The organism is Nocardia yamanashiensis NBRC 100130 (assembly GCF_001613325.1).
In the GTDB taxonomy this organism is placed as follows: Bacteria; Actinomycetota; Actinomycetes; order Mycobacteriales; family Mycobacteriaceae; genus Nocardia; species Nocardia yamanashiensis.
Genome location: NZ_BDCD01000002.1, coordinates 105,309 through 117,882, shown reverse-complemented (window position 1 = coordinate 117,882; position 12,574 = coordinate 105,309). Strand labels below are relative to the sequence as shown.

The 12,574-nt window shown below is 68.5% G+C and carries 14 protein-coding genes; 5 read left to right on the top strand and 9 right to left on the bottom strand.

Going from position 1 to position 12,574, the window contains the following annotated elements; translation table 11 throughout:
• Positions 1 to 336 precede the first annotated feature (336 nt).
• The gene (locus NY1_RS00655) at positions 337 to 666 is read left to right on the top strand and encodes a hypothetical protein (protein WP_067706593.1); all 330 of its coding nucleotides are present in this window, start codon (positions 337 to 339) and stop codon (positions 664 to 666) included.
• Positions 667 to 684: 18 nt separating this feature from the next.
• On the opposite strand, the gene NY1_RS00650 is transcribed toward NY1_RS00655, so the two are convergent.
• Together NY1_RS00650 and NY1_RS00645 are read right to left on the bottom strand one after the other, a co-directional pair.
• Positions 685 to 1,905 carry an acyl-CoA dehydrogenase family protein gene (locus NY1_RS00650; RefSeq protein WP_067706590.1) on the bottom strand — a complete coding sequence of 407 codons (1,221 nt, stop codon included), beginning with the start codon at positions 1,903 to 1,905 and terminating at the stop codon, positions 685 to 687.
• Positions 1,906 to 1,936: 31 nt separating this feature from the next.
• The gene (locus NY1_RS00645) at positions 1,937 to 2,947 is read right to left on the bottom strand and encodes an ATP-grasp domain-containing protein (RefSeq protein ID WP_067707731.1); all 1,011 of its coding nucleotides are present in this window, start codon (positions 2,945 to 2,947) and stop codon (positions 1,937 to 1,939) included.
• Between the two features lie 255 nt (positions 2,948 to 3,202).
• On the opposite strand from NY1_RS00645, the gene trpM reads away from it, so the two are divergent.
• From trpM to trpA, 3 genes are all read left to right on the top strand, one after another.
• A complete protein-coding gene (trpM, locus tag NY1_RS45350; RefSeq protein ID WP_157575172.1) occupies positions 3,203 to 3,367 on the top strand; it encodes a tryptophan biosynthesis modulator TrpM in 165 nt (54 codons plus the stop codon).
• 146 nt (positions 3,368 to 3,513) lie between these two features.
• Positions 3,514 to 4,752 carry a tryptophan synthase subunit beta gene (gene trpB, locus NY1_RS00640; protein WP_067706587.1) on the top strand — a complete coding sequence of 413 codons (1,239 nt, stop codon included), beginning with the start codon at positions 3,514 to 3,516 and terminating at the stop codon, positions 4,750 to 4,752.
• Positions 4,749 to 5,570, top strand: a complete 822-nt coding sequence (gene trpA, locus NY1_RS00635; RefSeq protein WP_067706584.1) for a tryptophan synthase subunit alpha — start codon at positions 4,749 to 4,751, stop codon at positions 5,568 to 5,570. Before trpB ends, trpA begins: the two co-directional genes overlap by 4 nt.
• Here the strand turns inward: trpA and NY1_RS00630 are convergent.
• The 4 genes from NY1_RS00630 to NY1_RS00620 form a co-directional block, all read right to left on the bottom strand.
• Complete coding sequence (locus NY1_RS00630) at positions 5,563 to 6,138, bottom strand: hypothetical protein (protein ID WP_067706581.1); 576 nt, start codon at positions 6,136 to 6,138, stop codon at positions 5,563 to 5,565. The genes trpA and NY1_RS00630 overlap by 8 nt on opposite strands.
• A 73-nt stretch (positions 6,139 to 6,211) precedes the next feature.
• On the bottom strand, positions 6,212 to 6,352 hold the full coding sequence (locus tag NY1_RS42560; RefSeq protein ID WP_157575171.1) for a hypothetical protein: 141 nt from the start codon (positions 6,350 to 6,352) through the stop codon (positions 6,212 to 6,214).
• A 5-nt stretch (positions 6,353 to 6,357) separates the two neighbouring features.
• On the bottom strand, positions 6,358 to 7,263 hold the full coding sequence (locus NY1_RS00625) for an alpha/beta fold hydrolase (protein ID WP_067706578.1): 906 nt from the start codon (positions 7,261 to 7,263) through the stop codon (positions 6,358 to 6,360).
• Complete coding sequence (locus tag NY1_RS00620) at positions 7,263 to 7,694, bottom strand: SRPBCC family protein (RefSeq protein ID WP_067706575.1); 432 nt, start codon at positions 7,692 to 7,694, stop codon at positions 7,263 to 7,265. The genes NY1_RS00625 and NY1_RS00620 overlap by 1 nt, the downstream gene beginning before the upstream one ends.
• A gap of 152 nt (positions 7,695 to 7,846) precedes the next feature.
• Between NY1_RS00620 and NY1_RS00615 the strand changes: the two genes are divergently transcribed.
• Positions 7,847 to 8,887, top strand: coding sequence for an alpha/beta fold hydrolase (locus NY1_RS00615; protein ID WP_067706573.1), 1,041 nt, complete (start codon positions 7,847 to 7,849; stop codon positions 8,885 to 8,887).
• A gap of 3 nt (positions 8,888 to 8,890) precedes the next feature.
• Here NY1_RS00615 and NY1_RS00610 read toward each other — a convergent pair whose 3' ends face one another.
• The 3 genes from NY1_RS00610 to NY1_RS00600 form a co-directional block, all read right to left on the bottom strand.
• Positions 8,891 to 10,486 (bottom strand): ABC-F family ATP-binding cassette domain-containing protein, encoded by a 1,596-nt coding sequence (locus NY1_RS00610; protein ID WP_067706570.1) that lies wholly within the window; start codon positions 10,484 to 10,486, stop codon positions 8,891 to 8,893.
• Positions 10,487 to 10,626: 140 nt separating this feature from the next.
• On the bottom strand, positions 10,627 to 12,174 hold the full coding sequence (locus tag NY1_RS00605; RefSeq protein WP_439955980.1) for a dihydrolipoyl dehydrogenase family protein: 1,548 nt from the start codon (positions 12,172 to 12,174) through the stop codon (positions 10,627 to 10,629).
• A complete protein-coding gene (locus NY1_RS00600; RefSeq protein WP_067706565.1) occupies positions 12,122 to 12,568 on the bottom strand; it encodes a VOC family protein in 447 nt (148 codons plus the stop codon). Before NY1_RS00600 ends, NY1_RS00605 begins: the two co-directional genes overlap by 53 nt.
• Positions 12,569 to 12,574 lie beyond the last annotated feature (6 nt).

Below are 12,574 nucleotides of genomic sequence, written 5' to 3'. Positions count from 1 at the left end.
GTCGAGAAGACATCGATCTTTGGGGCGTTGAGCACATATGAGACCACAGGTCGGCACGGCATGTGATGTCGGCGTACCGCACTCCTGGTCAGACGCCCATGGATAGCCGGAATGTAGCCACTCTCGCGAATCGGAAGGACCGGCGTGATTTTTGTCGCTACCAGGAGTAACAGAAAAGGTCGCGGAATCCCGCTCACCAGCACCGGATCGGCGATTCGAGCGCTTCGAAACGCAGTGGAAACGCGGCGGCCATCGACCGACACGCACTGTGCCGCAATCTGATCCGGCGCGGTCCGGCTCGTGACCCGCAGCCGCCATCAAGGGGAAAGATCGATAATGACCAGGCTCGTCGCCACCCTGCTGCTCGCCGCCGCCCTCACCGGGTGCGCCTCGAAGACCGAGACCGCCGCACCGGCCACCGCGACGACGGCCGCCGGGCCCGCCTCGCCCGCCCGTGCCAAGGCGTGCCAGCAGTTCACGGCCTTCTTCACCTCGCTGCGCGAACAGGCCAAGAACTCCGGGTCCGGCTGGACCCCGGAGCAGGGCGCCGAGGAACTGCTGTCGACCATGCGCCAGTCCCCCAGCTGGGCGTCCACCTCCGAAGCGGACCGCACCGCCACCGAGGCGGGCATCAAGGACGCGGCGAACGGCACCAGCTGCGGCTGATGCCGTGCCGGTCCGCCGTCAACGGGCGAGCAGGCCCTTGGCGATGTGGGTGACCTGGATTTCATTGCTGCCCGCGTAGATCATCAGCGACTTGGCGTCGCGGGCCAGCTGCTCCACCTTGTATTCGGCCATGTACCCGTTGCCGCCGAAGAGCTGCACGGCTTCCATGGCGACCTCGGTGGCGGCGCGCGAGGAGTACAGCTTCATGGCCGACGCCTCGGCGAGGGACACTTTCTCCCCCGCCGCGGTGCGCTCGATGGCATTGAAGACCATGTTCTGCACATTGATGCGCGCGATCTCCATTTCGGCCAGTTTGAGCTGGATGAGCTGGAACTGGGCGATCTCCTTGCCCCACAGCTTGCGCGACTTGGCGTAATCGACACTGAGCCGGTGGCATTCGTTGATGATGCCCAGCGCCAGCGACGCGATGCCGATGCGCTCGGCCGCGAAAGATTCCTTGGCGCTGTCCTTCCCGTCGCCCTTGGCCGGGTTCTCGGTCTCGCCGAGCAGCCGGTCCGGGGTGATGCGGACATTGTCGAAGAACAGTTCGCCGGTGGGCGAGGAGTTCATGCCCATCTTCTTGAACGCCGGGCTCTGCACGAATCCGGGCATGCCCTTGTCCAGCACGAAGGTCAGCACCTTGCGATCGCGGCGATCGGTGCCGTCCTCCTCGTCCAGCTTGGCGTAGACCACGGTGACATCGGCGTACGGCCCATTGGTAATGAAGGTCTTGCGCCCGTTGAGGATGTAGTCCTCCCCGTCCCGCCGCACATACGACTTCATGCCGCCGAAAGCGTCGGAGCCCGAATCCGGTTCGGTGATGGCCCAGGCCCCGACCTTCTCCATGGTGACCAGCTCGGGCAGCCACCGCTTCTTCTGGGCCAGGGTGCCGCGGGTGCGAATGGTGCCGACGGTCAGCCCGAGGCTCACGCCCATGGACGCGACCAGGCCGAGGCTGACCCCGGCCAGTTCGCTGTTGAGGATGACCCCCATGCTGCCCGACCCGCTGAACCCGCCGCCCGATTTGCCGGTGGTCCCGGCCTCCTCGCGCGCGAACGCCTTCTCCAGCCCCTCGCGCGCCATCTCGTCCAGCCCGAAGGTGGCGTACAGCTTGCGAATGATGTCGAACGGCGGCAGCGCTCCGCTCTCCAGCTGTTCGACGTGAGGCTTGATCTCCTTGTCGATGAACCCGCGCACCGCGTCACGGAACATCAGGTCTTCGTCGGACCACTGGTACATGTACTGAACTCCCGAGGGATCGCCGGAACGGTTACCCCGAATATAGAACAGGTTCTAATTCGGCCCGGGCTCGACTCGGTACTTCCATGACGGCTTCGGCTACCGCGAGGCGAACGTCGAGCCGGGGTGGGCGGCGGATGCCCGGATCGCCTTGCAGCAGCAGGCGGACGGCGGCCCAGGGGAGGTTGACGCCCGCGTGGGCGGATTGGAAGAGGCCGGCGGCGGGGCGGGGGTTGGCTTCCAGGAGGACGGGTTCGCCTTTGCGGTGGCGGAGTTGGATATTGGTCAGGTACGCGAGTTCGAAGTGTTTGACGAGGCGGGCGGCGATGTCCAGGGCGGCGGGATTGTCGAGGAGCATGCGGAAGCGGCCCTGTTTGGAGCGCGGGATGCCGATCAGGAGTTCACCGCCCGGGGCGGAGAGGCAGTCGATGCTGATCTCGGGGGCGTCCAGATAGGGCATGACGAGGAGTTCGGGGACGGGGCCGCCCTGTTCGGCGGCGCGGGCGAGCGCCCCGGCCACCGCGTCCACCGACGCCACGGGCAGCGGCGGGGCGAGCAGGGTGGCCATGGAGAGCGGGCCGTCGTCGAGGATGCGGAAGCCGAAGGCGGAGTACTCGCCGCTGGGTTTGATGCACAGTTTGTCGTCGGTGAGGGACAGTTCGGCGACCGCGGCGCGGAAGGCCTCGGCGGTCGAGACCACCCGCCAGGGCGGCACCGGAATGCCTGCCGCACCGGCCATTTCGTAGGTGCGAACCTTGCTCGTCAGCGCCGTCACGGCCGCGCGCGGCGAGCACATGACGGCGGTGCCGACCGCCGCGAAATCCATGTCCCGGCCCGCCAGCGCGGTCAGCCGGCGAGGCGGAATGAGCACGTCGATGCGATGGCGGCGGCAGAAGTCGAGCGCGAAGCGCGCGTACTCCTCGTCGCTGACGTGCCGGGGTTCCAGCTCGGCCACATCGCACACCGACAGCGCCACCGCCCCGGGATCGATATTGCTCGCGTAGACGGTGACGTCGACCTGATCGGGGTTCTCCCGCAACAACCGCATAACCTGCGCAGACGCCGCGCCGGCGCTGCTCAGCCAAATCCGAAGCGTTATGACAACGCTCCTCTCTCCTCCATGCTGCCGAGCGGTGTCAAACCTTGGCGCGATCCAGTGGTGCGCGGATCTTAGCCCGGTTCTGTGACGGGTGCGTGGCCGGCGGAAGGCACCCCGGTTTCGTTGCCGCCCAGCCCTATTCACCCAGCGTAGAACCCTTGCGCGGACGCCTCGCGGCAAACGGGTTATAGTGCGCTCATGTCGATCGCCGTCCGTCTCGCACCCGGTTGCCGCCCGCGCGGCTGCCGCGCGCCGGCGCGACGCGTGCACGGCCGCCGGGTGCGGTACGTGATCGGCTCCGAACCCGGTCAGGTGAACGGGATGCGATGGCTCCGCGAGCCGCACATCCTCCGGGGTAACTGAGACCGCCGCGCGCGGTCCGTCCCCGCCGTCCCCGCATCGGGATGACCGCTGCCACAGCGGATTCCGCGTGCGGTATGTGCGTGCTCGTCGTGACTTCTCCCAGTCCGGTCGCCGGGGCACGCCCCGGCCGCACAGTGAGCCGAACCATGACCGATCATTTCTTCGTCCCGGCCCCCGAGGGCCAATTACCCGATCCGGAAGGATATTTCGGCGGGTACGGCGGTAAATTCATTCCGGAAGCGCTGGTCGCCGCCGTGGACGAGGTGGCCGCCGCCTACGACAAAGCCAAAACCGATCCCGCCTTCGTCGCGGAACTCGAGGCGCTGCTCACCGACTACGCCGGTCGGCCCAGCGCGCTGACCGAAGCCTCCCGTTTCGCCGAATATGCCGGTGGCGCACGGGTTTTCCTCAAGCGTGAGGACCTCAATCACACCGGCTCGCACAAGGTGAACAATGTGCTGGGTCAGGCGCTGCTGGCCAAGCGCATGGGCAAACCGCGCGTGATCGCCGAGACCGGCGCGGGTTCGCACGGCGTCGCCACCGCCACCGCGTGCGCGCTGTTCGGGCTGGAATGCGTGGTCTATATGGGCGAGGTGGACACCCGGCGGCAGGCGTTGAACGTGGCGCGCATGGAAATGCTGGGCGCACAGGTCGTTCCGGTCACGTCCGGGTCGCGCACGCTCAAGGACGCCATCAACGAGACCTTCCGCGATTGGGTCGCCAATACCGACAGCACGCACTACATCTTCGGGACGGTGGCCGGGCCGCATCCGTTCCCCGCCATGATCCGCGATTTCCAGCGGGTGATCGGGGTGGAGGCGCGCCGGCAGCTGCTGGAGCGGACCGGGCGGCTGCCCGATGCGGCGGTGGCGTGTGTGGGCGGCGGATCGAACGCGATCGGGTTGTTCCACGCCTTCCTCGACGACCCCGGCGTGCGGCTCATCGGCTGTGAGGCGGCCGGGCACGGCATCGCGAGCGGGGAGCACGCGGCGTCCCTGTCGGCGGGCGAGCCCGGGATCCTGCACGGGTCGCGGTCCTATGTGCTGCAGGACGACGAGGGTCAGATCATCGAAGCCTGTTCGATTTCGGCGGGACTCGACTATCCGGGCGTCGGCCCCGAGCATTCGTACCTGCACGACAGCGGCCGCGGCGAATACCGGCCGATCACCGACGCGGCGGCCATGGATGCCTTCCGGCTGCTGTCCCGGACCGAGGGCATCATTCCCGCGATCGAGAGCGCGCACGCCCTGGCCGGGGCGCTCGAGGTCGGCCGGGAACTGGGACCGGAGGGATTGATCCTGGTGAATCTGTCCGGGCGCGGTGACAAGGATATGGAAACGGCCGCAGCGTATTTCGCCGGTCGCGAGGCGGAGGTGCGCGCATGACGAACGGGAACCTGCGACTGCTGACCGATACCCTCGAGACCGCCCGCCGTGAGAACCGGGCCGCGCTGGTGGCCTATGTGACCGCCGGCTATCCCAGCGTGGACGGCGGTATCGCGGCCGTCGAAGCGGTGGTCGCGGGCGGGGCCGATATCGTGGAAGTCGGCCTGCCGCACAGTGATCCGGTGATCGACGGCCCCGTCGTGCAGACCGCCGCCGGGCACGCACTGCGGGCCGGCGTACGAATCGCGGACGTCATGCGCACCGTCCGGGAGGCGTATCTGGCCACCGGCAAACCGATTCTGGTGATGACGTACTGGAATCCGGTCGAGCGCTACGGCGTCGAACGTTTCGCCGCCGAACTCGCCGCGGCGGGCGGTGCGGGCTGCATCCTGCCCGACCTCCCGGTTCAGGAGTCCGAGGCGTGGCGGCGCAGCGCCGCCGCCCACGACCTGGCCACCGTCTTCGTCGTCGCCCCGAGCAGCACCACGGAGCGCTTGGCCGAGATCACCTCGGCGGGAACCGGTTTCGTGTACGCCGCCTCGACCATGGGCGTCACCGGCACCAGGGCCACGCTCGACGCGGCAGCCCACACCCTGGTCCAGCGCCTGCGCGCACTGACCGAGCTCCCGGTCTGCGTCGGCATCGGAATCTCCGATGCCGACGCAGCGACCCAGGTGGCGAGCTTCGCCGACGGCGTCATCGTGGGCTCCCGCCTGGTCCGCGATCTGCTGGAAGCGCCGGACCCGGCAATCGGGCTGGCGGCCGTCCGGGCCCGCAGCACCGAACTGGCCGCCGCCGTCCGCACCCCGGTCAGCTGACCGACCGGGACTTCCAGGCCAGCAGGGCGGCCTGGACGACGAAGAACACGCCGCCGCCGGTGGCATAGACGGCCAGCACCGCCAAGGACGGCGCGGCTCCGGTGGCCTGTGCCACGTAGGTGACACCGACGAGGAACGACAGGCCACCGGAGATCAGCGTGGGCCACTGTTTGCCGAAGACCGGCCCACGCCGATAGATGCCGACGGCCAGCTGGGTCGCGCCGGAGAGACTGGCCCAGACCCCGAATACGGCCAGCACGACGGGGACGCCGCCCACCGTTCCGGCAACGCCCACCGCGACGGCGGCGACCGTGCTCAATATGCCGTTGAGCGCGGTGATCCGGCGTTCGGAGCCGTCGGGCACCGCGGCGAAGTCGATGGCGCAGGAGACGGCGTCGATGAGCGGGTAGGTCACCAGCAGGGTGAGCACGACGGCATTCAAGGGCTCGTGAGCAGCGGCGAAAGCGGCGGCCCACGCCAGCGCGACCAGGCCGCGGATCAGGGACAGGCGGATGACGGATGAGCGTCCGGAGGTGGCAGCGGGTAGCGCCACGGTGGCGGTGTTCATTTCGAGCCTTTCAGGAGATTCGGCACGCAGCGGCCACGAAAGCCCGTGGCCGGTGGTGGTTTACAGCGGATCGCTAACCGAGCAGATCCCGGACGGAGGGCCCTCGCCCGTGCAGTACGGCGAGTTCCGCCCAGATCCACAGGACGACCGGACCGGCGAAAGCCGTTGTCCCGCTGTACCGGCCGCCCTTGCGGAACGCATCGAACGAGGGCATGGCGATCATCTTCCCGGTGTGAGAACGAATTCCCGGACCGCGTCGGTGAAGCGCGCCGGTTCTTCCAGATGCCCCAGGTGCCCGCTGTGCTCCAGCATCAGCAGGCGCGAACCCGGGATCAGTTCGTGCAGTTCATTTCCCCAGCGCGGACCGCAGATGACATCGAAGCGGCCCACCACGATCAGCGCCGGCACGCTCAGCTTCGGCAGGTCGGCGCGGTCGTCGATCGGATCGGGTGAGCCGTCGGCGTGCGCACCCGAGATGTAGCTCGCCCGAATGCCTTCCCGGAACGCCGACCAGCGCGGCTCATCGCCCCAGTAGTCGGCGAAGTAGGAGGGCAGCACGCCGCGGGCCACCGCGAGGGTCTGATCATCGCTCGAAATGTCTTGCATTGCAGCGAAAGCCATGAGCACCTCGGACAGTTCCGGGCGATCCGCGTGGGCGGCGGCGAACTCCTGGAGCCGGCGGGCGGCCTCGGCCCCGTGTTCAGGACCGGTGACCGGCGCGCCCTCGTACAGCACGATGCCCGCGAGCCGCTCCGGCCGGTGTATCGCGTGGTAGGCGGTGACGAACGCCCCGTGCGAATGACCGAACAGGTACACCTGCGGCACGCCCAGGTGTTCGATGATCCGTTGCAGCGCAAGGCTGTAACGCTCCCGGGTGTACCCGTGCGGATGCGCCGGCAGCCGCCCGGATGCGCCGGTGCCGAGCGCTTCGACGTACACCATGGTCAGGTGGCGTTCGAGCTCCGGCATGCGCAGGTATTCCCAGAAGATTCCCGGACCGCCGGGCTGGGCCAGGCAGACCGGGCCGCTGCCGTACACGTGATAGCGCTGGGTGACGCCGTCGGAATCGAAGGTGTGGACACCGGGGGCGAGCGGCGCGAGGCCCGCCGTGTGCGGGGCCGCCATCACGCCGCCGCCCGCAGCGGGCCCGCGAAGGACTTGCGCAGGGAGGACGGGCCGACCAGCGGGAGCAGGGCGGCCAGTAGCTTGCCCTTGAAAGTGGCCGGGGTGCGGGTGAGTTCGACGTCTACGCGAGTGCCGGAGGCGTCGGGGGTGGCGCGGAAGATCCAGCCGCCGCCGGGGCCGAAGAGTTTGGAATCGAGGGTGGTGATGGTGACGGTGTCGCCGGCCGGGTCCCAGTCGTAGCGGGCGCGTTCCCAGGCGGCGGCGGTGCCCTCGGTGACCTCGGCCCAGTTCTCGCCGCCGGCGTGGACGGTGAAGTGGTCGGCGTCGATGGTCGGCCATGACTCGGTGCGGGTGGGTCCGAAGTCGGTGAGTACCCGCACGACCTCGGCGGGGGTCAGGGTGGACTGGAGATGAAAGCGAACGGTAGGCATGGAAATACCTTCGCTTTCGGGGCACCCGCGCCGAATCTGTCGGATGACGCTGGGGTGACGTAATCCGGTTCGCGGCCGGACGGCCGACGGCGTCACCGATTACGTCATGCGACGGTCGTGAGTGCCCGGGGGCGCTGCCTAGCGTCGAAGGCATGGAAATCAGCAGACGATTCTTCGGCGGCGCACTGGCGGCGGGAGCGGCGAGTTTGGCGGCGGCTTCAATGAGCGGGTGCGGTACGGACTCCGGGACCGCGGCAGCGCCCGCCGGGGAGAACTTCCGGGCGGGAGCGGGGGCCAATACCTCACTGGGCGTTATCAAACAGATCGATGCGGGGGTGCTGAATGTGGGCTACGCCGAATTCGGGCCCGGCACCGGGCAACCGGTGATTCTCTTGCACGGCTGGCCCTACGACCCGTACAGCTACGCCGATGTCGGGCCGATCCTGGCGGAGGCCGGATATCGCGTGCTGGTGCCGTTCCTGCGCGGCTACGGTTCCACGACTTTCCGGTCGCCGCAGACGATCCGGAACGGTCAGCAGTCGGCGATCGCCCGCGACATCGTGGATTTCATGGATGCCCTGCGCATCGACAAGGCGGTGCTCGGCGGATTCGATTGGGGCGCACGGACCGTCGATATCATCGCGGCGCTGTGGCCGGAACGGGTCAAGGCGATGGTGGCGGTGAGCGGCTACATCGTCACCCAGCAGGCGGCGCAGCAACTGCCGCTGTCGCCGGAAGCCGAACTGGGCTGGTGGTATCAGTACTATTTCGCCACCGAACGCGGGCGCGCCGGGTATGCGAAGAACCGGCACGATTTCAACAAGCTGATCTGGCAGCGCGCCTCCCCCACATGGCAATTCGACGACGCCACCTTCGATCGCAGCGCCGCCGCCTTCGACAATCCCGACCACGTCGATATCGTCATCTCGAATTACCGCTGGCGCTTGAGCCTGGCTCCGGGCGAACCGCAGTACGACGAATACGAACAGCGGCTCGCGGCCGGCCCGGCGATCACCGTGCCCGCCATCACCATCGCGAGCGATTTCGACGGCGCCGCCAAGGACGGAATGCCGTACCGCGGCAAATACACCGGAAAGTACGAGCATCGCGTCCTCGACGGCATCGGTCACAATGTGCCGCAGGAGGCGCCGCGCCCGTTCGCCCGGGCGATCATGGACGCGGATCGCCTCTGACGATCACAACGAGGCGCGTTGCCGGATACCGCCGTCCGCGGCCAATTCCAGGACGGTATCGAGCCCGATCCGCTCCAGGAACGGGTAATCGTGACTGACGATGAGCACCGCGCCTCGATAATCGCCCAGCGCTTCCACGAGCTGGTCGACGCTGGCGATATCGAGGTTGTTGGTGGGCTCGTCGAGAATCAGCAATTGCACCGGCGGATCGGCGAGCAGCAGGCGCGCCAGGGCGACCCGGAACCGTTCTCCGCCGGACAGCGTGGACACCGGGCGTTCGACGCTGTTGCCGCGCAACAGCAGCCGGGCCAGCTGATTGCGGATCTCGGCCGGCGGCGTGGTGACGGCCACCGCGTGCACATTGTCGAGCGCGCTGGCCTGCTCGTCCAGATTGTCCAGGCGCTGCGGCAGATACCCGACGCGGTCGGTGAGCAAGCTGCCGCGTTCGGGATGCCGCCCGTCCAGGAGCTGCTCGATCAGCGTCGACTTGCCCGCGCCGTTCCGGCCGATCAGGGCCACCCGTTCCGGCCCCTGAATGACAATGCTGCGGTCACCGTCGCGGAATTCCGCGATGCGCCGGCTGCGCGGCACATCCGGGTCCGGCAATTCCAGATGAATATGTTCCACCCGCCGCACCCGCGATTCCGCCGCGGTCAGCGCATCCTGCGCCGCAACGACTTTCGCGTCCATGGTGCCGCGCATGGCGCCGGCCGAGGCTTGCGCCTTGCTGGCGCGATTACCGGCGAGAATCCGTGGAATTCCACCGTCCCGCTGCGTCGATCGCGCGGTGCGCTCCCGCCGGGCGAGTTTGGTCTCCGCCTCGATCCGCTGCCGTTTCTCGACCTTCAACGCCTGCTCGGCCGTCCGTGCCGCCTGCGCCGCCGCGGCCTGTTCCTGTTCGATATGCCGCTGCCATTCGCTGTACGGCCCGCCGAACACCTCCAGCTGCGCGCCGTGCAATTCCGCGGTCGCGTCCATGTGTTCGAGCAGTTCGAGATCGTGGCTCACCACCACCAGGGTGCCGGGCCAGGTATCGACGAATTCGGCCAGCTTGGCCCGGGTTTCACGGTCGAGATTATTGGTCGGCTCGTCCAGCAGGGTGATCGGCGTCCGCCGCACCCGCAACCCGGTGATGGCGACCAACACGGCCTCACCGCCGGAGATCTCCCCCACCTTGCGATCGAGATCCGCCGCGCCGAAACCGATTTCGTGCAATGCCTGATCGGCGCGAGCCTCGATATCCCAATCGTCGCCGATGGTCTCGAAGTACCGCTCGTCGGTCTCCCCCGCCTCGATCGCGCGCAGGGCGGTGAGTTTCTCCTCGATCCCGAGCAGCCGGGCAATGGTGTCCGAGCGCCCGAGCGTCAAGGTCTGCGGCAGATACCCCACCGCGCCACTGGTTTCGACGCTGCCGGACGTCGGTTTCAATATTCCGGCGATCAGCCGCAGCAGCGTCGATTTACCGACGCCGTTGCGGCCGACCAATCCGGTGCGCCCGGCGGTCAAGACGCCGTCGACCCCGGCGAGCGCGATGCTGCCGTCGGGCCATTCGAAGGACAATTGCTGCAGGATGATCGCAGCCTGACTGGATGTGGACATGGTTCGTCGACTCTTTCCTGCTCGAAACGAGCAAGCGCAAGTGATTTCGGAAGTCGCTGAGACAGACGAAGGCAAAGGGGGCGCCGCCTTCGGCCGGGCGGCTACAGTCTGTCGACTTCCTCCATGATCACCCGTCCAGCCTACATCCCCGTCCGATCGCCCGGACCGGCCACCTGATCGCGATAGGTCTCCAGCAGGCGCAGCCACACCTCGCTGATGGTCGGGAACGACGGCACCGCATGCCAGAGGCGGTCGATCGGCACCTCGCCGGTGATCGCGATCGTGGCCGAATGCAGCAGTTCCGCCACGCCCGGCCCGGCGAAGGTGGCGCCGACGATCACCCGGCGTTCCGGATCGATCAGCACCCGGGCGCGACCGCGATAGGCCGGGTCGTACTGCAGCGCACCGGCGACCCGGCCGATCTCGTAATCGACCACGTCCACCGCCCGCCCGGCGCGCGCCGCGTCCGCGGTGGTGAGCCCGACCGCCGCGATCTCCGGATCGGTGAACACCACTTGCGGCACGGCCTCGAGGTCGGCGGTCCCGGTGTGGCGGCCCCAGCGCGCGGTGTCGAGGGTCAGGCCGCGCGCCCGGTCGGCGATCACCGCTCCGGCGATACGGGCCTGGTATTTGCCCTGATGGGTCAGCAGCGCACGGTGATTCACGTCGCCGACCGCATACAGCCAGTCGCCTTCGACGGCCTGGACGGTGAAGGTGTCGTCGGTGGGCAGCCACTCCCCCGGGTGCAGGCCGATGGTCTCCAGGCCGAGGTCGGCGGTGCGGGGCGCGCGTCCGGTGGCCAGGAGCAGTTCGTCGGCGACCAGGCGGGTGCCGTCGGCGAGGGTGAGGTGGACGGCGTCATCGGGTCCGCCGGCGCGTTCGGCGGCGCTGATGGTGGTGCCGAAACGCAGGTCCACACCCGCTTCCCGGAGCCGCTCGGCGACCAGGTCGGCGGCGAAGGGTTCCACCCGGCCCAGCAGGCTCGAGCCCCGGGCGATGAGCGTGACCCGCGACCCCAGCGCCTGCCAGGCGGCGGCCATTTCGGTGGCGACCACACCCGCTCCCAGGATCGCGAGCCGGTCCGGGACCGCGCGGGCACTGGTGGCCTCGCGGCTGGTCCACGGGCGCACCGCGTCCAGGCCGGGCAGCGGCGGCAGGACCGCCGAGGTGCCGGTGCACACCGCCACCGCGTGCCGGGCGGCCAGGCGCACCGTCTCACCGGACGGGGTTTCGACCGTCACCCGGCGCGGGCCGTCGAGGCGCCCGTGCCCCCGGATGAGCTCGACGTCAACCGATTCCAGCCAGGCGACCTGATCGTGGTCGTTCCAGTCGGCCACCATGCGGTCACGATGTTTCAGCACCGCCTGCGCGTCGAGCGGCCCGGTCACCGCGTCCGCGACGCCCGGGAAGCGCGCTGCCTCGCGGTAGAGCAGCGCCGGGCGCAGCAGCGCCTTGCTGGGTTCACAGGCCCAGTACGAGCATTCGCCGCCGACCAGTTCGGATTCGACGATCACGGTGCTGAGCCCGGCGGCCCGGGTCCGGTCGGCGACATTCTCACCGACCGGCCCGGCGCCGATCACCACGACGTCGTAGGTACGAATTTCGTTGTCGGACATGAATTCACTTTCTCGCGAGTCAGCGGCCGGGTGCGCGCTGGGTGATCTCCTGCAGGAACCAGCCGTTGCCATCGGGATCGGTGAAAGCGGCAAAAGAACCGTAACTGCGCCGCTGCGGATCGACGCCGGGCACCCGGCTTTCGGCGCCGGCGTGATGGAAGACGCCGGTGGCGTCGCGGAACGGGCCGTCGACGGTGACGCCGCGCCCGGTCAGTTCCGCGACGGTCTGCTCGATATCGGTGACGATCAGGTGCAGGCCCTGCAGCGAGCCGGGTGCGGCGGCGCTGACGCCGGTGCCGAAGATGATCGAGCACGCCGAGCCGGGCGGGGTCACCTGGACGACGCGGTAGCTCTCGTCCACGGGAAAGTCGGCGTCCAAACGGAATCCGAGACGTTCGGTGTAGAAGGCTTTGGCGCGGTCCACATCCGCGACGGGCAGGACGACGACTTCCAGTTTCAGATCCATGATGTG